Origin of the sequence: Sphingobacterium sp. Lzh-3 (genome assembly GCF_046764375.1) — a bacterium.
In the GTDB taxonomy this organism is placed as follows: Bacteria; Bacteroidota; Bacteroidia; order Sphingobacteriales; family Sphingobacteriaceae; genus Sphingobacterium.
In genome coordinates this window covers 4664399-4684466 of sequence record NZ_CP177226.1, presented here as the reverse complement: position 1 = coordinate 4684466, position 20068 = coordinate 4664399, and the positions used below count along the sequence as shown (strand labels likewise).

General features: G+C 40.4%; 13 protein-coding genes. 6 read left to right on the top strand and 7 right to left on the bottom strand.

The annotated features are described in order from the left end of the window. Window positions 1-114: 114 nt before the first annotated feature. Window positions 115-6114, top strand: coding sequence for an alpha-2-macroglobulin family protein (locus ACLCDV_RS19745; RefSeq protein ID WP_411972045.1), 6000 nt, complete (start codon window positions 115-117; stop codon window positions 6112-6114). Between the two features lie 73 nt (window positions 6115-6187). Here the strand turns inward: ACLCDV_RS19745 and ACLCDV_RS19740 are convergent, their stop codons facing one another. The 5 genes from ACLCDV_RS19740 to ACLCDV_RS19720 form a co-directional block, all read right to left on the bottom strand. After that, window positions 6188-7627: an efflux transporter outer membrane subunit gene (locus tag ACLCDV_RS19740; RefSeq protein ID WP_317664642.1), complete on the bottom strand. Its 1440-nt coding sequence runs from the start codon at window positions 7625-7627 to the stop codon at window positions 6188-6190. Continuing rightward, window positions 7620-10781 (bottom strand): efflux RND transporter permease subunit, encoded by a 3162-nt coding sequence (locus ACLCDV_RS19735; RefSeq protein ID WP_317664644.1) that lies wholly within the window; start codon window positions 10779-10781, stop codon window positions 7620-7622. The genes ACLCDV_RS19740 and ACLCDV_RS19735 overlap by 8 nt, the downstream gene beginning before the upstream one ends. A gap of 16 nt (window positions 10782-10797) precedes the next feature. Beyond that, entirely contained in the window at window positions 10798-11877 is a 1080-nt protein-coding gene (locus ACLCDV_RS19730; protein WP_411972044.1) for an efflux RND transporter periplasmic adaptor subunit, read from the bottom strand. A gap of 111 nt (window positions 11878-11988) precedes the next feature. Beyond that, the gene (locus ACLCDV_RS19725) at window positions 11989-12411 is read right to left on the bottom strand and encodes a hypothetical protein (protein WP_317664647.1); all 423 of its coding nucleotides are present in this window, start codon (window positions 12409-12411) and stop codon (window positions 11989-11991) included. 536 nt (window positions 12412-12947) lie between these two features. Further along, complete coding sequence (locus ACLCDV_RS19720; RefSeq protein WP_411972043.1) at window positions 12948-13184, bottom strand: YdeI/OmpD-associated family protein; 237 nt, start codon at window positions 13182-13184, stop codon at window positions 12948-12950. 205 nt (window positions 13185-13389) lie between these two features. Between ACLCDV_RS19720 and ACLCDV_RS19715 the strand changes: the two genes are divergently transcribed. The 5 genes from ACLCDV_RS19715 to ACLCDV_RS19695 all read left to right on the top strand — a co-directional run bounded on the left by ACLCDV_RS19715 (window position 13390) and on the right by ACLCDV_RS19695 (window position 17820). Beyond that, complete coding sequence (locus tag ACLCDV_RS19715; RefSeq protein WP_411972042.1) at window positions 13390-14415, top strand: NAD(P)-dependent alcohol dehydrogenase; 1026 nt, start codon at window positions 13390-13392, stop codon at window positions 14413-14415. A 226-nt stretch (window positions 14416-14641) separates the two neighbouring features. Beyond that, on the top strand, window positions 14642-15493 hold the full coding sequence (locus ACLCDV_RS19710) for a universal stress protein (RefSeq protein WP_317664651.1): 852 nt from the start codon (window positions 14642-14644) through the stop codon (window positions 15491-15493). Between the two features lie 197 nt (window positions 15494-15690). After that, on the top strand, window positions 15691-16503 hold the full coding sequence (locus tag ACLCDV_RS19705; RefSeq protein ID WP_317664653.1) for a glycoside hydrolase family 16 protein: 813 nt from the start codon (window positions 15691-15693) through the stop codon (window positions 16501-16503). 39 nt (window positions 16504-16542) lie between these two features. Beyond that, window positions 16543-17277 (top strand): YoaK family protein, encoded by a 735-nt coding sequence (locus ACLCDV_RS19700; RefSeq protein WP_411972041.1) that lies wholly within the window; start codon window positions 16543-16545, stop codon window positions 17275-17277. Window positions 17278-17412: 135 nt separating this feature from the next. Continuing rightward, window positions 17413-17820, top strand: a complete 408-nt coding sequence (locus ACLCDV_RS19695; protein ID WP_411972040.1) for a hypothetical protein — start codon at window positions 17413-17415, stop codon at window positions 17818-17820. Between the two features lie 58 nt (window positions 17821-17878). On the opposite strand, the gene ACLCDV_RS19690 is transcribed toward ACLCDV_RS19695, so the two are convergent. Together ACLCDV_RS19690 and ACLCDV_RS19685 are read right to left on the bottom strand one after the other, a co-directional pair. Beyond that, window positions 17879-18055, bottom strand: coding sequence for a DUF6496 domain-containing protein (locus ACLCDV_RS19690; protein WP_182330916.1), 177 nt, complete (start codon window positions 18053-18055; stop codon window positions 17879-17881). Between the two features lie 110 nt (window positions 18056-18165). Next, window positions 18166-19974 (bottom strand): glycoside hydrolase family 2 protein, encoded by a 1809-nt coding sequence (locus ACLCDV_RS19685; protein WP_411972039.1) that lies wholly within the window; start codon window positions 19972-19974, stop codon window positions 18166-18168. Window positions 19975-20068 lie beyond the last annotated feature (94 nt).

Below are 20068 nucleotides of genomic sequence, written 5' to 3'. Positions count from 1 at the left end.
TTTGGATATTCTTCGCATCCATGCACGAAAGTTGAAGTGCCGGACGAAAGAATCTAGTACTTGGCTTTAGGTAAATTTATCTATTTTTAAAAGAATTTAGCCAGTATCTTAAACATGAAATGGAAATCAATTGTTGTCTGCTTTTTAGCTGTTCTGTATTCTGTGGTCCTTTGTGGGCAATCGAACTTATTCAATAGCCCGCGTGGATCTGCTGACTATTATATTTATAAACTGAGCCCAGAAGTTTTAAGAAAAATTCACCTGGGAGAAAAGAAATTCGATGAAGCTATGCTCAGCGATTTTTTTCTTAAGTATAAGGCCGGAAGTCCACAGCCGACTTTGCCCCCAGGTAATTATGTTCAGGTCCGCGCCAGTGGAGCTGATCTCATTTATCAGGAGTTGATTAGTGATAACTTATATGTCAAGATTATTCCGGCAGAAATTTTTGCGATTTGTCTATACGATTCGCTGGGAACGATTATAAAAGATGCGCAGGTAAAAGTGAAGGGACGTCGCATGTCATTCGATAAGAAGTTTCATTATTATAAAGCTGCCAATGCAAATAGTGACGATATCGTCAGTATTGAACATAAGGGTGTCTATCATTACCTGAGTGTAGAACGGAGTTGGCCTTACAAAGAAAAGGTTCCATTATGGAGAGGAATCAAAAATAGCTGGCTTAGAACAAAGTTTAAGATTAAGAGGTTCTTTCATAAACAAAAAACTGAACGGACAGAAAGCTTTATGGTTTTTAACAAGCCAATGTATAAGCCAAATGAGCAGGTTAAATTTAAAGCTTATCTTGAGGAAGAAAAATGGAAACCTTACCGTGATTCTATTGCCGTACGTCTGACAGGTGGGTATGAATATGCCAAAGATACCGTTTTGGCCCGACTTGCTCCCTATCGTCCAGGAATGTACAACTTTGCATTTGATTTGAAGGGGCTTGGCCTTATCCTTGATAAAGATTATGGGATTTCTTTAGAATCTACAAAAGCCAAAGACGTCTTGCAGCATCAGTCTTTCCGATATGAAGACTATGAGTTAAAAAGCCTAAGCTTTACTATGACGTCCGAAAAGACGAAATATGCCAAAGGAGACAGTGTGCGACTGAAACTAAAAGCTTTAAATGAAAATGAAATGCCCATATATGATGGGAAAGTAGATTTGCGTGTTGTGACAAGTCCACTTTATAAGCTTGATGTTAAACCCAATAAGGTCAATTTTATTCCAGATACATTATGGCAAACGAGCGTTTCGCTCGCAGATGTCGCGGAAAAGGAGATTGTATTGCCTGATTCAATCTTTCCGGCTGACATAGGTCTTACATTTCGGGTTATTGGCACCTACCTGAGTTCGGATAATGAAAGAATTGAGCGAAGTCTTGACCTTAATATACTCAACAGCGAAAAAGAAATTCGTATTGCTGTAAAAGACGGGCATGCAGAGATCCAGTATTTTGAAAAGGGTGTTGCGATGCCAGCAACTGCTCAGCTAATGATATTAGGTGAACATCGTGAAGTGCTGAAGACTGAAAATTTGAGTTTACCTAATTTGGTTTCTATACCTTGGCAGGCCGAAGAAATTGTTGTCAAGTCGAATGGATTCAGTAAAAGTGTATATCTGGAGGATCAGGAGCAGGCACAACTGAATTATCGGTTTTATCGAACTGCGGATTCGGTGATTTTGCATGTCAATAATCCCGCTATGATTCCATTTTGGTATCGTGTCCATCGTGCTGGTCGTACGATTGCTTCGGGTTATGATACCGAACTAAATAGTACATTTTTAGCCCGTGGAAAAGACGGATATAGCATGGAAATCACCTATCTTTTTGGAGGAAAATCAAAAGTTATCCGGGAAGAATTACCCTATGTGGAGAAAAATTTAAATTTGGCCGTCAACACGGCGACGACAGTTTATCCGGGGCAGAAGGCCGACGTCGAACTTTCTGTTACCGATAAGAATGGAAAACCTTTGAAAGATGTCGATATTACGGCCTATGGTTTTACCTCAAAATTTAGGTCTGCAACCACTCCAAATATTACTATTGGTGGTCTGATGCGAAGGGCAAGCGTCTCACAAAATCTTAATTTTAGTTTGGATGATGATGAGAAGGCTCATCAGGGAGCTCTTCAAAATTGGGCAAAATGGTCTAAAGATATGCAGTTGGATACAATGGCTTTTTATCGGTTTTTATATCCCAAAGATTATTATCAGGAGTCTCTTCCTCTAGATGCTGTCAAGAGCCAGATTTCCCCTTATGTCATAGTAAATGGTGCGGTGCAAGGGGTACATCTAGTTTGGATAGACGGCGTGCTGACTTATGCTAAACAAGAACAACAAAATAACAATGCTATTTTTGAAGTTTCTCCGGGGCAGCATGATTTTAGATTTAGGACCAAGGATCGCGATATTCGTGTAAGTGGCTTTTATGTTGACAAGGGAAAAAAGATCATTGTTTCCTTTAATGCCTCACAAGATACGATTGGTTTTACCTATCCCAATAAGGCATTCAGCAAAGGCCAGATTCTAGTTTATCGCTTACCTAAAGAAGATGTCGGTAAGTTGTACAAAAGCGAATTGACTGAATTGAAGCGCCAGTTGATTACAGTAACCAACAATTTTGGAGCCTGGCAATTACCCAATAATAATGCATTGATTGAGATGCCGGCATATATCCAGACAGCGGGAGATCTCTACTACCTCAATCCCGTAAGAAAAACTGTTTACGATAACCGGTTGCGTACACAGGTTCCCGTACCCCTGCTCGTGGGACCATTTCCAAGGACAGAAATGTATAATGGTGTGTCCAAAATAGGTACGCTCCTGGTTGACACAGCGAAAATTGGACGTTTTGAAATTGAAGGGGGCTATCAATATAGTATCTATAAAAATTATCAAAAGCAAAAAAGTTGGGATGGCAATCCTATGCGGATTGATCTGTATGATTTTACGCCAAATTTAGACTTTCAGGCGAGGGTATGGACATTGGATGATATCAAGGCAAACGTAGAACGTACTTTCGAAGAGACCATGCAAAATAGCACGGGACCTGCACAATTTGCTACGGTGAAGAAAGGAAAAAATGAGGCTATTTTTAAATTGAATTTAATTTTGGGCAATGATGTTGCACAAAAAGGCATTCGACCTACATTGATCTTTATTGAACCGACAAATGTAGAGGAGAGAATGTATTTTCGACTGTTTTACGGTGGGCATCGAACTTTTGGAGATCTTCCGGTCGGCGATGTTACTTTGCATATAGTAAAGGATGATTCAACTTCTTTTAGTTTGCCAATCAAACTCAAAGCCAATGGGATGAATTATCTCAGACTGGATTCTATTCAATGGAGCAATGCATCCCAAGCGGCGAGATTGGCTTACAAACTTGTACGCGATGAAATTATTGTACGTACCGTGGAAAATCCATTGCAGGATTCTATAAGACATGGGCAAGAGATTGATCCGCGGCTCTTAAAAATAGACCGGGAAGATTTTAGAGCGAAAAGAAAGAATAATAAGGTCGCAAGGATTTTGGTTTACGATGGTGATACGCCATTAATTGGGGCTAAGGTGAGTGTTTCGGATACCAAAAAACGATATTTCACAAGCTTTGACGGTAGTTTGGAACTTGAGCTCTCTGATGACAAAAATACTGTTCTTGAGATTGCTGCTTTAGGGTACAATACAGCTACAGTCAAAGTCTCCAGTGGCAAAGATTATTTCGTGGAGTTAAAGCCAAGCGAAAATCAATTGGATGAAGTGGTTGTTGTGGGGTATGGCGTCCAAAAAAGGCAATCATTGACTGCGGCAGTGAAATCGATCAATGCTAGGATGGATGGGGTGACTACTGGTATGTTACAGGGAGTCGTAGCAGGGGTTCGCATTCGTGGCGCTGCTAGTCCGGCCCCCAATGAAAAACCATTGATTTTAGTAGACGGAGTTCCCTTTGAAGGTGATATTTCAAGTCTTGATCCATCGACTATCGCGTCATTGAATGTGATTAAAGATCAATCTATGCTTGGATTGTATGGTGCTCGGGCCGCCAACGGCGTAGTGATGGTTCAGATGAAAGCTGGAGCATCTGCGGCATCGACAGGTGCTGTGGATATGCCCTATTTGGAATCTGGAAATACGATGCGCGTGAACTTCCGCGATGATGCATTCTGGCAGCCAAAGCTAACTACCGATGCTCAGGGAAAAGCTAATTTTGAAGCGACCTATCCGGATGATATTACCAATTGGCGAACATTCTTTATTGCTAAAGGAAGTAAAAATTTTGCCGACATAAAAGAGCTAAATATCAAATCTTTTAAAGCTGTTTCGGCACATTTGGCGACTCCCCGATTTGCCATCAGAGGTGATCAGTTTACAGCCATGGGACGGGTTGTCAATTATCTTAGCGACAGCTTACAGCTCTTGCGTACCATCAACAATGGACTAACAACGCAGGAGGCAAAGTTAAAAATTGCAAAGTCCTATCGGGATCCTATATCGGTTATTGCCGATCAGGGGGACAGCATCCAACTTGCTTATTCGATCGGATTGTCAAATGGATATTTTGATGGTGAAAAACGTAGCATTCCGATTTTTGAAAAGGGGCTTGAACAACATGAAGGAGATTTTAAAGTGCTCAACAGTACCGAAGAGTATTTGCTAAAAACTTCTCCGGCGCTAGGCGAAATCACCTTGCATGCCGAAGCAAATTCGCTGGAATTTTTACAACGGGAAATCGAATCGATCGATCGTTACAAATTTCTATGTAATGAACAGATGGCTTCCAAATTGAGCGCATTGCTTTCTAAAAAAGAGCTTACAAAATTGATCGGAAAACCCTTTACAGACGATAAGAAAATAAGGGATCTCCTGAAAGAGTTACAGAAAAACAAAAATTCCAATCAGGGCTGGGGCTGGTGGAACAAGAGTGAAACTGTGACCTGGATCAGCAACTATGTGATCGGGGTACTGTTGGATGCCCGAGAAGCAGGATACCAGGTTGAGATCGATACGGAGATCTATGCAGAACGTGAAAAGGCCATGTTGAAAAGCAGCTTGGCTTCGCTGGATCTTCTATTGGATAAAGATCACCTTCACGGAGCCAAAGAGAATTTGTTTAGCTCCCTGCTATATCTGCTCCGGTTGGATCCTAAAACCGATTACAAAAACTATTTCTTCGAAATTGATACAAAACTGAAAAGTAAAACCATCAAGGATAAACTGTTGAAATATCTATTGATTTCAAAACTGGGTATTAAAGATTCACATGCTGCAGATACCGTTCTTAAATACGCATCAAAGGCTGTCTTAGGGGGGCTATATTGGACTTCTGGAGCTAGAACAGATCAGAAAGGCGGATTTTTTATGCGACCGACGGAAACCAATACCGAGAATACACTGTTGGCTTATGGTGTCTTAAGATCAATTGGCGGTCATGATTCGGATTTAGAAAATATCCGTAATTACTTTTTCGCGCAGCGGCAGCAAAACCAATGGTATAATATCTACGAATCTTCGCGTATCATACGAAGTATTCTTCCTGATTTACTGAAAGAGGGTGAGTCTTTCCAGGCACCGGTTATGGTCATCAATGGCAAACGCGTCACTACATTTCCGTATACGCAAAGCTTTAAGTCGGATGAACAGATTAAAGTGCGGAAAGAAGGGACGGGGCCGGCTTTTGTGACAGCCTATCAAAATTTTTGGAATCCAGATCCTGTCATAGAAAAAGAAAAGGGCCTTGCCGTGGCAACGCGTTTTAAGGACAATGGTGCTACGGTAGCGGCGCTCAAGGAAGGGAAGCCGGTAAAACTTGAAGCAAGCGTAACGTTAACTGGTGAAGCTGAGTATGTGCAGATCGAAGTTCCTATACCGGCGGGATGTTCTTATGAAACCAAAACCAATGGATACTATAGAATCGAGGCGCACCGGGAGCATTTCAAAGATCGTGTTGTCATTTTTTGCAACAAACTGGGGAAAGGTACGCATACCTTTGAGATCGAACTTTTACCTCGTTATACCGGGACTTATACTGTCAATCCCGCGAAGGCTGAATTAATGTATTTCCCGACATACTATGGAAACGAGAAAATGAAAGAAATCGTGGTGGAGTAAATATGCTTTTACAAAAAAAAGGGACTTATCACATGATAAGTCCCCAACATATAAAAACTAAAATTAAATTGTGCTATTGATGATCCCATCCACCACCTAAGGATCTGTATATGGCTACGCTTGCTTTGAGTTGGTTGACCTTTTTCTCAACGAGCTCAAATTTGGATTCCAGGGCATCGCGTTGTGTCAGCAGAACCTCCATATAATCTGCGCGGGCGTATTTAAAGAGGTCGTTGGAAATACCGATAGACTCATTTAATGCATCGACTTCCTTGGTCTTAATTTGTAAGCCATTCTCCAGATTTTTAATTTTGGAGAGCTGGTTTGCAACTTCAATATAAGCCGCTAATATGGTCTGCTCATAATGGTAAACAGCCTGAACCTGTCGCGCATTTGCATTATAATATGCGGCTTTAATTGCCCGTTTGTTGATCAAAGGGGCGGTGAGTTCACCAACGAGGGAAGAAAGAAAGGCTTCCGGTTTGATGAGATAAGTCGGGTCAAAAGCTTGAAAACCTACTCCTGCCGCAATGTCCAATGAAGGGTAAAAGCGGGCTTTGGCCGATTTGATATCCAGTTTGGACGCTGCAAGTTCATATTCAGCCTGTTTTATATCAGGTCTGTTTTCCAGGAGGTCGGCCGGGATGCCGGCATAAACGGTTTGCGGAACAAGCTTATCAAATGATTGTTGATCCCTTTGAACCGGCTGCGGGAATCTTCCAACAAGGTAGTTTATTCTATTTTCTGTTTCTGTGATTTTCTGCTTGATATCATATTGCATACCTTGGGTTTTCAATATCTGGGCTTCAAATCTTTTGACGGCAAGTTTATTGGATCGCGCATTTTTCTTCAAATCATTTACCACGACCAGTGCATCGTTTTGAATCTTTACATTCTCATTGATAACCATAAGTTCATTGTCGAGCGCTAGGAGTTCATAGTAAGAATCTGCAATTTCAGCGATCAGGTGAGTTACCATAAAGTTTTTGCCTTCCACGCTGGCAAAGTACCGTTGCAGCTGCGCTTTGGTCGCATTGTGGAGTTTACCCCAGATATCTGTTTCCCATTGTGCCTGTACACCAACTCCAAAATCAAATAGCGGTTCAGGCATTTCGCGTCCGGGTTCGATTTCTGTATTCTTTTCCATCGCTCCAATGTTTGTGTAGCGACTAACTTTGTCGACCCCAGCGCCAACTTTTACGCCTACGGAAGGTAGATATTCACCTTTTTTGGCGCTTACCTCATTTTTGGCTATTTCAATTTCCTGAAGCATAATATGTAACTCCTGGTTGTTTGCTAGTGCCTGACCGATCAGTCCTTGTAGATTGGGATCGCTGAAATAGCTGTTCCATTTGATTTTTCCTGTATTCACGGTGTCGCTGTCAGCATCCCCATATTTTCCGGGAACGGTTCTATTTTCGGCACGTTGTTTTATTTCCAGTGGTTTGCAGGCTGCAAGACTAAGCAAGAAAAGTGCGAAACCTGTATAGTGATATAATCTGTTCTTATTCATAATGTATCATGTCTTCGCTTAATGGTGATTCGTCTTCGGCTTGGATCATTTTTCTTCCGTCAGCCAATTTTGCAAAAATGTAGTAGAGTCCGGGAATGACAATAACGCCAAAGATTGTTCCGACGAGCATACCTCCCAGCGCTGAGGCACCTATGGTATGGTTACCAATAGCTCCGGCACCACTGGCAAAGACAAGTGGTACAAGTCCAGCGATAAATGCAAATGAGGTCATGAGGATCGGTCTGAAACGTGCTCGTGAACCCTCAATAGCTGCTTCCAATATGCTATCGCCAGCTTGGCGCCTTTTCACGGCAAATTCTACGATAAGCACCGCATTTTTACCCAATAAACCAATAATCATGATCAACCCGACCTGCGCATAGATGTCATTTTCAAGTCCCATAGCTTTTAATAGGAAGAATGATCCAAAGACACCAACTGGTAGCGACAACAATACCGCAAACGGAATGATAAAGCTTTCGTACTGCGCAGCAAGTACAAGATATACGAAGACTAAGACAACTAAAAAGACATAAACGGCTTCGTTTCCACGTTGAGCCTCATCATAGGACAAGCCCTCCCAGGCAACTTTATAGCCATGTGGTAATGTTTGAAGTGCAGTTTCGTTGATTGCCTGAATAGCGTCGGCCGTTGTATATCCATTTGCCGGAAGTCCACGGATGGCGGCCGAATTGTACATGTTGTAGCGCGTGATTTCGTTTGGTCCCTGTGTTTTTTTTAAGGTCATAAAGGCCGAATAAGGAACCATCTGGTCATGATCGTTTTTGACGTAAAGGTTCATGATATCGGAAGGTAGCCTTCTAAATTCTGGTGAAGATTGTACATAGACTTTGAAGAATTGACCGAAACGGATAAAACCCTGCTCATAGGTACTACCGATAAGGATATTGAGGTTGTCCATGGCTTTACCAATGGAAACGCCTTTTTGCATGGCGGCGTTATTGTCAAATACCAATTCGTATTGTGGGTAGTTAGCGGCAAAGAATGTAAAGACCCCGGTCAGTTCCTTACGTTTCTTTAAATTAGCGATAAACGCTTTATTTACTTTATCGAAATCTTGGTAATCGGTGGTTCTATTGAGGTCCAGCAGGCGCATGGAGAAACCTCCAGAAGAACCAAACCCAGGAACAGCGGGAGGTTCGAAGAATTCAACCGTTGCACCTAGATTTTTTGATTTTTCTTCGAGTTCTTCCATGATCTCTTTAACGGAGTGTTCACGTTCACCCCAGGTTTTGAGGTTGATAAGACAGGTTCCGGCATTCGATCCACGACCTTCGGTCATGATTTCATAACCTGCCAGTGATGAGACAGATTCTACGCCATCTACCCCTTGACAGATCTTCTGGAGCTCTCTGGAAAGCTTATTGGTCTGTTCCAATGTTGATCCTGGAGGAGTCTGAATAATGGCATATATTGTGCCTTGGTCCTCACTCGGTATAAAACCTCCTGGAAGCGTTTTGTTAATGACGAAAATTCCGACACAGAATGCTATTAAGATACCCCATGTAATCACTCTTCGGCTGGCAATTTTACGAAGTAAGGAGGCATACTTGCCCGTTATTTTATCAAAAGTACGGTTAAAAAGGTCGAGCGATTTAGTGAATACGTTTGATTTTTTTGGTTTACCATGGTTATTTTTCAGGAGCATCGCAGCCAGCACAGGAGTAAGGGTTAATGCGACTACTGCAGATATCACGATGGAACTGGCCATGGTAATTGAAAATTGACGGTAAAATGTTCCGACAGGACCTGTCATAAATGAAATGGGGATAAAAACGGCAACCATAACAGCTGTAATAGCGATAATAGCACCTGCGATTTCGGCCATGACTTCTTTTACAGCACTGTACGGCGATATGGCACTTTCTTCCATTTTGGCATGTACGGCTTCAATGACCACAATGGCGTTGTCTACGACAATCCCAATGGCAAGCACCAACGCAAACAAGGTCACTAAGTTGATCGACATGCCGAACCATTGGATGACGAAGAATGTACCTATCAACGAAACGGGCACGGCGATGATCGGAATCAAAGTCGAACGCCAATCGCCCAGGAAAATAAAGACGACAATGGCAACTAAAATAAAAGCATCGCGTAGGGTATGCATCACCTGTTCGATAGAAGCATCCAGGAATTGGGATACATCATAACTGATTTTATAGTCTATTCCTGGAGGAAAGTTACCTTTCATCTCCGCAAGTTTTGCCTTCACATCTTTGATAACGTCATTGGCATTACTACCATAATTCTGTTTCAACACAATCGAAGCCGAGGGATGCCCGTCTAAATTGGAATAGATGTCAAAGAATTCACTTCCCAGTTCGACTTTAGCCACGTCTTTTAACTTGATGTTTTCACCGTCGCCGTTTGCGCGAACGATAATATTGTCATATTGTTCAGGTGTATTGTATTGCCCTTTATAGGTTAGGACATATTCGAGGGATTGCGCAGCAATACCTGAGCTTTGTCCCAGTCGACCTGGACGGCCGATGATACTTTGTTCTCCTATCGCTTTCATCACTTCGTCAACTGACAAGCTGTAAGCTCGCATACGATCGGGATTTAACCAGACGCGCATGGCATATCTACGGCTACCTAAGATTTGCGATTTGGCGATTCCGTGGATACGATTGATTTCAGGAATGATGTTTACAGTTGCATAGTTGTACAAGAACTTTTCATCCATGCTTTTATTGGTACTGTAAAGATTCACGTACATCAGCATACTGGGCTGAATTGGATTGACGACGACTCCTTCCTTTTGAACAAGTTCAGGCAAGAGTGGCATAACCTGATCCACCCGGGTTTTCACCAGTACTACGGCATCGTTGGGGTCTGTTCCAGGATCAAATACGACGTTTACGGTTGCTTCACCGGCACTGGTCGCATCGGTTGCGATATAGCGCATTCCCTGTACACCATTGATTGCATTCTCCAGTGTAATCAGTGAGGATTTTACAAGTACATCAGCACTTGCACCAGGATAGGCAATGGAGACCGCCACAGTTGTCGGTGCGATTTTTGGAAATTGCTCTGTAGGAAGTTGCTTTATGGCCAAACCTCCGATAAATAGGATTACCACCGATATGACAATAGCAAATACCGGTCGATGTATTACTTTTTTAAACATAATGCTGCTTTTTTAATTACTCTGCATATAAATCTAAGTTTGACATGACTTTCTCCGGAGTCTGATATTTGGATTCAATAGTCTGGTTTTCCTGTACCATGCGAAGTCCATTCAGTAGAATCTTTTCGTCCTTGCCCAATCCGGAAGAAACAACATAGATATGTGGCAGTTCGGCAGCAATTTTTATTTCTCTTGCTTTTACTTTATTATCTTTTGTAATAACGTAAACATATTTTTTTTCAAGCTCCTCGAATGTAGCTTTCTGCGGTATCATAAGCGCGTTATTATAGGGCGATGTAATGACTATATTACCTGTCTCGCCATAACGCAATAATCCCTTTGGATTTGGAAAAGTCGCTCTGTAGGCAATATTTCCAGTTTCATTATTGAAGTCTGATTCAATTGTTTCAACAATACCCTCATGACCGAATTCTTTTCCATTGGCCATGTTTAACCGTACATGCAGCGGGCTATTGTCTTTTTTTGCGTCCATTTGATTGAGGTATTCGACTTCGGGGACATTGAAGTAAACCCACATTTTACTGTTATCGGACAGTTCTGTGATCAACTCGCCTTCATCGACAAGACTTCCTTTACGGACATGAAGCTTACCAACGATTCCTGAAAACGGTGCTACGATGTCGGTAAATTTGAGATGCGTATTCATAGCGGCTAACTCAGCTTTGGCTTTTTCATATTTTGCTTTTGCCATTTCAGTTTCCTGCGGAGCTACAATATCTTTTTCGGAAAGATTTTTGGTATTCTGATATTCGATTTCAGCATATTTTACCTCAGCTTTGGCACGATTAACATCGGACTCATAGAGGTTGGGCATGATTTTAAAGAGGGGTTGTCCTTTTTGTACAAATTGACCTTCATCGACAAATATCGATTGAATGTAGCCTTTTTCCTGCGCGCGCAATTCAATATGGTTGATCGAACGGATTTGGGCGACATAGTCTTTATTGACAATTGTATCTTTGACCAAAGGAGTAGTGACGTTGAAAACTGCAGCTTCTTTTTTGTCTTTTTTTTCTGACTGACAGCTTGTAGATAGAATAATAAGGCACAGGCTTATATACATAAAGCTTCTCATGACCATGATAATAGTTTTTTAATTTTTTTCGAAAAATTGAACAATAGTGTGACATGCTTCCAGATGATTTTGAAAGCTATTTTGATGTTTTTTTAAGAAATTATTAAAAAATCACAGCCTGAATACACTGTAATGGATGTATAGGGCGTTTTTTCGTGAAGTAAGCTGGTTGGAATTTGCAAGCGAAACTGCTGTGCGAGTATTGTGAAATTGAGGATGGATATAGGCGGCTAGATTTCCAAAATCATTTCCGCTAAGTGCGAATAAGTTAGGGCTATTGGAGTCACTTCCCGTGTCGTCATTTTCGTTATCATTTTCTGAAAAATAAGCCCTTAGTTTTTCATGCCGATGACGTTTAGTTTTGCGAATAACTTTGGTCTCATAACCTTCGCTTTTTACTTCCTTGTTGAAGTGATTGACAGCATGAAGATTGCGGGAGGGGATATTATTTGGTGTTGGCACATGATACCAGCCAAAACTGATAAGCATTGCGCAAACTACGCCGAACAGATATTGATGGAATTTTCCTTGCATCCTTGAAAGCAAATGTAATTAAACTTTAAAAATGATACAAGTGATTTCGGTATGGAAATTTTAAAGTTTATGTAATATTGTTACAAAGTATTTAAACTGATGGTGTTTTAGTGATTATTTGTGTAAAAATTGCTCAAATTCCGTTTTTGAAATTGCGTTTAGGTGATATTTTTAAAAAATATGACCTAAATAGCTTTGGTTTTCTTTAAAGGGTTATGTTTTTAGGTGTTTTTCGGGTTGATTTTCGTTTTTTTTTTTTTAGTTTGATGTTCTTTTGAATGAGTTGGGGAAGGGCAAATTTGACTTTTTTCATTCTCTAATAGGTGAAATCGTTTGTCCTGCTTTTATGCTGTTGTGAATGAGTTTTTTAAAAAGTTTGCTTGATTGAAAAGTGACTTGTTCTTTTATAGGGTACTTTGCTGTCGCTTGATCTAGTTTATTGAGGCGGCCCTAATACATATTCTTACAATTGGGCAAAATGGCTTACGGTACTTTTTGATAAGTAGGTAGCAACCGTAATGCCCAATTGGCTTGTTCTAGACCGTTTTAAGGGTTTTCTGATTATTTCGTAGCATTTGTATTGCTTTTTCAGCCCTTGTCTTTCGGGTTTGTTCCTGTTTTGCTGATCCAACCCAATCACAATAGCCTTGTTTGTATGATTTGGAAAGTGTTTCAAAAAAAGCATTGGCTTTTTCGTCCATATCCAACAATTGTTGGAGTTCCATAGGGACGCCTTCAATATGTTCACCTTTTTTTAGCAAGTATTTTATCATTTGATTCCCTATAAAAATACATAAATATCCTCGAGTTGCCGGCCTTTATTGTATGAATACTTTTGACTTGCCCGTAAGGTAATACGATCAGTGGATTGCAGTACTTTTGCTTGAAATAAGACTTACAAGTTGCCGCTGTCTTCCTATGCGTTGAAACATATATTGTTCTTATTTGTTTTTCTATTAGTCAATAAAAATTTTCAATATGAAAGCAATACGTTTTTTTGGGCATAAAGATGTCCGCGTTGTAAATGATATGGTGAAGCCCGTTCCTAAGGGTGACGAAGTATTACTAAAAATTGGTGGTGCAGGTGTTTGTCATTCTGATCTCCACATTATAGATGAGGGGACCGTTGTAGGTACGGTGTTTACCTTGGGACACGAAAATGCGGGCTGGATTGAAGAAGTTGGATCTGATGTAAAAGACTATAAAAAAGGTGATGAGGTATTGGTCTATGGTCCTTGGGGCTGTGGGCACTGTAAACCCTGTCAGCAATCAAAAGAAAATTATTGTGATCACCAGTCTGAAATGGCTTATGGTGGTGGGCTAGGCCTAGATGGCGGGATGGCGGAATATATGCTTGTTCCTTCTTCGCGTTTACTGGTCCCAATTTATGACTTAGATCCAGTTATTGCAGCGCCCTTAACGGATGCAGCACTCACTCCTTATTCGGCAATAAAACGTTCGATCGGTAAATTGACAGCAGATGAGTATGTGGTTGTGATCGGAGTTGGAGGTTTGGGCCATGTTGCCTTGCAAATACTAAATGAAGTAAGCGCGAGTTCAATTATCGCCTGTGATGTCACCGAAGAAAAACTAGCCTTTGCTAAAGAACTGGGCGCAGCCTATGTGGTCAATTCGAAGGATGCAAATGCAGCCGAACAAATCAATAAGATTACGGGCATTAAAAAAGCTAAAGTAGTGATTGATTTTGTAGGCGCAACATCGACTATAGATCTAGGAACAAAGGTTGTGGGTTTGGATGGTGACCTGACAATTGTTGGATTGGGCGGAGGAAACTACCAGTACAGTATGTCGGGGCTTCCTTTTGGCGTGTGTATGACAAACCCATATTGGGGCTCGCGGGTTGAACTCATGGAAGTTGTCGGCTTGGCTAGGCAAAGGAAGATTCATATTGAAATTGAGCAGTTTAAGCTTGATCAGGCCAACGAAGTTTATGATCGAATGCGCAACGGTAAGATCAAAGGAAGGGCTGTACTGATTCCTTAGGAAAAAAAAGTCTATCTTTTTAGTAGTTTATTTTGGTTTTTATCTTTTTGATGCTTATCTTTGTTGTATCATAATTTAGGTTTATAATTGGTTATTTAAGGTTTTCATTCTCCCCGTTTGAAAACCTTTTTTTTAAACTCTCTCTTTTGATTGATTATTAAAAACCTTCTGCCTTCTTTACTGTTGTAATACTAATAATCCGCGCTGATTTATCTGCAAAATATTTATGGACAAAACAATTCTCGTACTCACCGATTTTTCTGAAAATTCATGGACCGCTATCCGCTATGCGGCGAATCTGGCTAAAAGATTTAACTGGACAGTAGAGCTTCTGCATACTTATACTATCCCAATAAAAGACAGTGTCCATGCTAAAATGGAGAATATATTTTTGACGCCTCAGAAGGAAGAGGCTGAAGGCATGCTCAAGGACTGGCAGACACGTATCGACGATGAATTTCCTGATCTCAGCTGTAAAACCGTAAGTTTGCTCGGCAACCTGGAAAAAACGGTACTAAACTTACTACAAGAAAAGGAATACCGCTTTATCGTTATGGGAGCTAAGGGTAAAGGTATGATACAAAAAGCGGTATTGGGAAGTAATACCTTTGCCCTGATAAAAAAGAGTCCGATCGGTGTCTTGGCAGTACCCATCACGTTCCAAAAATTTAGGTTACAAAATATCGGATTACTGAGCAATTTTAAAGCGTCCGAATATGATCTACTCGACAGTTTCATCTTACGTGTACCGGAGAAATTCAATCTCAGTCTCTTGCACGTAACGCAAAAGTATATCTCTCCAAAACGAGAAGATATTGAAGACTGGAAACAAAAGCTATCCACCCAATTTTCGTTTAATAAAATTGATTATGTGGAAAAAAACGCGGTCAATCGCTTAGATTACAATATGCCTATACCGCGTTGCATCGACTATATGGTAGAAATCGAAGCTATTGATCTTTTACTTGTGTCGTACAGTCCTAAAAGTTTTTTCAAAAGTATATTTTCCAGAAATCTTACGAAAGCAATTTATCGTAATCTGACGGTTCCTACTTTTTTTAAGCGTAATTTATATTAATTGTCGGTAATCTCCTCCTTGTTATTACTATCCATTGGTTAAGTGTACACGGTTTAGTAAGTAGAAAATGATTGCACTAAAGTTAATAGCCGTGATTTTATGATTGCTAACTGAAATTTAAATCGCCTCTCCGATATGAAGTAATGTATTCGTATTTTTCATTAGCTTTATACATAGTTGTATAAAATATAAACATAATGAGCCTTTGGATACTTCCTTTGATCACAATACTTTCCGCAAGTCCCGATAGTACGCATGCAGGAGAATATAAGTTTGCCGAAACGCCCAGTTGGAGTGATGAGTTTGATTACAATGGTCTGCCGGACGCAAAAAAATGGGGGTATGATGTAGGCTCCTTGCATAATGGCTGGGGAAATCATGAACTTCAATACTATACAGATGCAAATAGGAAAAATGCAAGTGTGGCAAATGGTGTTTTACGTATTACTGCAATAAAAGAACAGTATGAGGGGTTGGATTATACTTCTGCTAGGCTGGTCAGTAAGAACAAGGGCGATTTTCTGTATGGTCGATTTGTGGTCCGAGCCAAGGTACCGAAAGGGAAAGGTACGTGGGCAGCCGCTTGGATGTTACCGACAGACTGGGTTTATGGAGGATGGCCACATTCGGGAGAAATAGATATCATGGAGCATGTCGGTTATGACGAGAATGCAATACATATTACCGTTCATACAAAGGACTATAATCATTCCATTGGAACTCAAAAAGGAGTGATGAAGCGAATTGATCAGGCAACATCGGAGTTTCATGATTATCGGATTGACTGGACCCCCGAGTATATCCGGGGTTTTGTGGATGATGTTCAGATCTATAGTTTTCCGAATGAAGGAAAAGGGAATGGCGTTTGGCCATTTGATAAAAGATTTCATTTACTATTGAATCTAGCTGTTGGTGGAGATTGGGGTGGTGTGCAAGGCGTCGATGCCAGCGCATTTCCTACAGAGATGGAAGTGGATTATGTCAGGGTATATGATTTACTGAAACCTTAAATGAATCTTATTTTCTCTAATTTATAAAGATTAATTCAAATGTTTAGGCATCAAGGGAGAGGAAGGAATTATATTCATAATTTAAAGTTAGCCTCTATTTTATCTTGTGTTGCGGGTTTGGTCAATATTACAGGTGTTCTTGCCGTTAACACTTTAACAACAAATGTCACAGGTCACTTCGCATTTTTTTCAGAACAGTTGATTTTAATGAATTACAAGATGGCTTTGATTTATTTGTTATACATTGCTTTCTTTTTAATGGGAGCATCCGTTTCAGGTTTTATCGTAGAATTAGCCTCAAAAAATAAATCACATAACGCCTATATCATTCCAATTTGTATCGAGTCTATTATCTTAATTAATGTAGTACTGCTCCCAGCTTTCGTTAAAGCAGGGCCAACGTTGCCAACAATAATTTCATTTGCCCTGCTTTTTGCTATGGGACTTCAAAATGCCCTGGTAACGAAGGTGTCACAATCAGTTGTCAGAACGACGCATTTGACCGGATTGTTTACTGATCTTGGTATTGAAATCTCGCAGTTACTTTTTTATAGAGAAATTGCTGAGAAAGTGAAATTACACAAAAGTATTTTTCTTAAGTTGATGATTATTGGAGGCTTTTTTATCGGGGGAATTATAGGTGGTTTTATGTTTCAATATTTTAAATTGAAAACATTATTGTTACCCGCTACTATGCTTTTGTTTGCCTTATGGTATGACCATATTCTACTTAAGTTTTATCATTTGAAGCGAAGCTTAAGGGCGGATGAATAGGTTCGGTTAAATTCATATTTTAGCTTAATAACATGAACTATTCCCATATCCTGTTTGAAAAATTAGTATTATCTGTATTTTGGCAGCATCTTTGTGTCTCGTCGTTAAACTATATTGAGTTATACCACGAACGATATGAAAATAATACGAAAGACTCTTCCATTTCTTCTGTTTAGTTTCATCCTTTTAGTTGGATGCAACAATAATCAACAGATCAGGATGATTGATAAAGATGGGAACACACATTTGTTGACGAGAGAAGGTGATCGAAAAGGGGAATTGGGACTACAGCGCATCATCGCTCGTGGCAATGATACAGTAATAACAATTGATGGTGCAGGCCATAAAATGATATGGACAGCTTCAGATGTGACCAATATTGATACAACAAAGATTCAATATTATCTCAAAAAAAGAAATGGAAGCAGTGTTCATATTTATACACCGGTAGATGTAAATCAAAATTTTATAGATGTAGAGGACAGTCAAAATGTTTTGTCAGATCCTTATGATAGTACAGAAAAGAAAAAATCCCTACTGTAGATTGCCGCATGAAAAAGCATAATTTGGGCTAAAGAGAAAATCCTAGCAAGTTTACTTGCTAGGATTTCTTTTTTGGTACTTTGGCACCTTCTTTTTTGGCTTCGGAGAGGCCAATGGCAATTGCCTGTTTTCGTGATGTTACCTTTTTTCCGCTACCAGATTTTAATTTTCCCGCTTTCATTTCGTGCATCGTCTTTTCAACTTTCTCAGATGCTTTTTCTGAATATTTTGCCATAATAGTGTTACATCTTGATCTGTTATTAAACACTTCTGCAAAAAGAACAGCTGTTTCAGTTGAATCGTTTGAAAATTTTTTCAGCGCGAAATAAGGCGCATTTTTATCTGCTAATTCAATTCGCTGCCAGCTTTAATAACGGCTTGGTTGACGGTTTTTATTCTTTCAAGAACCATTTTTTGTATTTTACGGTCGTACGTCAATAGTCCATTGACTTCGTGTTCCACGTCGGTAGTTTGCGTATAAATAGCAACACTCAGTCCTTTGTATCTGAGCAATTGTTCGACATTATCCATTAGGAATATATAACGGTCTGTGAGTGCCTCTATAGTGGGTTCGTAGGCATAGGCATTGTTTTCGACAGGCCACATGTGACCGCGGACAAATAAGCCTACGCCACCAAACTCTCCAAGGGAAGCTGCCCGTTTCGAATCAGGTTCTGAGGCACCTGTGGGGCCAACATAGATATGGGTGTCGACAAAATCTCCATTTCCGGGATCACCATAAGCTTTTTGGTAAGATGGATTGTTGTTAAATCCCGAATTACCGTTCACTAAACGTGAAGGGTCATATTGTTTGGTCCAGTCCGTAATATTGCGTACATCGAAAGCGCCCCAATTTTCGTTAAAAGGAACCCAGGCGATAATGGATGGCGAGTTGTAGTGGTCGTCAATGATGGCCTTGTATTCATCACGAAATGCTTTTCGATAAATCGTAGTATCTTCATCGGGATACCAAAGGCAGGGCATATCTTGCCACACGAGCAGTCCCATTTTATCTGCCCAATAATAGAACCGTTGGGGTTCGGTTTTCATATGCTTACGAATAAGGTTATAACCAGCTTTTTTGGTAAACTCGATATCATATTTGAGCGCTTCTTCCGTAGGTGCTGTTAGAATACCATCGGGCCAGTACCCCTGATCCAGGAGACCCAGCTGCATCACAAATTTGTCATTCAATAGCGGCCTTACAATTCCGTTTACCTTACCAAGTTTAACATCACGCATACCAAAATAGCTCTTCACCTCGTCGATGATTTCTCCTTTTTTCCCATGTATACTTAATTTTAAATCGTATAAAAAAGGGGAGTCAGGAGACCAAAGTTTTGGATTTTCTACCGGGATATTAAATTCCATACCCGACTGAATTACCGTTTTTGAAATTTCTTTTCCCTCCGAAGAAACGATGGCCGTAACTTTTGCCTTCGCTGTGCTAGTGACCTGTATTTTTAGTTGTTTTTCTGCTACTTGAGGCAACAATTTGATTCCCTGTATATGGTTTTTGCTTACTGGTTCCATCCACACAGTTTGCCATATGCCAGAAGAAAATGTATAGTCGCCTCGAGGTCCATTTTTGCCCGAAGGATACTTACCGTCGTTCTTGTCATGCGCTGCAACGACAATGTTATTTGGACCGGCCTTTAAAAACTCAGTGATTTTGATCCAGAAGGAGTCGTAGCCACCTGAATGAGTACCAGCTTTTCTTCCATTTACAAATATGGTCGCATCGTGATCCACTGCACCAAAATGGAGTATAATATCTTTCCCTTTCCAATGATTAGGTAGCTCGAAATTTTTACGATACCACAGATTAATTTCTTGTTTGCGTTGGATTCCGGATAAATAGGACTCTGGACAATAGGGGACAAGAATGCTTTCTCGACTGTGGTCAAAGGAAATGGGGACAGCAGGGTTCAGTGCATTGGGAGCATCCTTTCCACCTATATAATCCCATTTGCCGTTGAGACATAGCCATTCATTCCTTTCCATTTGGGGACGTGGATATTCGGAGAGTGGAATTTCTGTTTGCTTGGCTATTGCTGTCCATGGGGTTGAAAGCTGTGGCTGTTGTGCCAAAGCATTAAGCCAACAGAAGAACGATAGTGCCAGTACAAAAATTGAGGTTTTGGTTTTTATCATGGTATACTTCTTGGTTTTTCAGAATATGAATATAAGTATACTAAAATGATTTAGTGAATTATAAACGAAATGTTACTAGTGCGGCTTTCGATAT

Bases quoted from the DNA above. Each gene is read 5' to 3' on its own strand.
- ACLCDV_RS19700 (WP_411972041.1), top strand. From the start codon at position 16,543: ATGTTTAGGCATCAAGGGAGAGGAAGGAATTATATTCATAATTTAAAG.
- ACLCDV_RS19740 (WP_317664642.1), bottom strand. From the start codon at position 7,627: ATGAATAAGAACAGATTATATCACTATACAGGTTTCGCACTTTTCTTG.
- ACLCDV_RS19735 (WP_317664644.1), bottom strand. From the start codon at position 10,781: ATGTTTAAAAAAGTAATACATCGACCGGTATTTGCTATTGTCATATCG.
- ACLCDV_RS19685 (WP_411972039.1), bottom strand. From the start codon at position 19,974: ATGATAAAAACCAAAACCTCAATTTTTGTACTGGCACTATCGTTCTTC.
- ACLCDV_RS19725 (WP_317664647.1), bottom strand. From the start codon at position 12,411: ATGCAAGGAAAATTCCATCAATATCTGTTCGGCGTAGTTTGCGCAATG.
- ACLCDV_RS19730 (WP_411972044.1), bottom strand. From the start codon at position 11,877: ATGAGAAGCTTTATGTATATAAGCCTGTGCCTTATTATTCTATCTACA.
- ACLCDV_RS19710 (WP_317664651.1), top strand. From the start codon at position 14,642: ATGGACAAAACAATTCTCGTACTCACCGATTTTTCTGAAAATTCATGG.
- ACLCDV_RS19695 (WP_411972040.1), top strand. From the start codon at position 17,413: ATGAAAATAATACGAAAGACTCTTCCATTTCTTCTGTTTAGTTTCATC.
- ACLCDV_RS19720 (WP_411972043.1), bottom strand. From the start codon at position 13,184: ATGATAAAATACTTGCTAAAAAAAGGTGAACATATTGAAGGCGTCCCT.
- ACLCDV_RS19715 (WP_411972042.1), top strand. From the start codon at position 13,390: ATGAAAGCAATACGTTTTTTTGGGCATAAAGATGTCCGCGTTGTAAAT.
- ACLCDV_RS19705 (WP_317664653.1), top strand. From the start codon at position 15,691: ATGAGCCTTTGGATACTTCCTTTGATCACAATACTTTCCGCAAGTCCC.
- ACLCDV_RS19690 (WP_182330916.1), bottom strand. From the start codon at position 18,055: ATGGCAAAATATTCAGAAAAAGCATCTGAGAAAGTTGAAAAGACGATG.
- ACLCDV_RS19745 (WP_411972045.1), top strand. From the start codon at position 115: ATGAAATGGAAATCAATTGTTGTCTGCTTTTTAGCTGTTCTGTATTCT.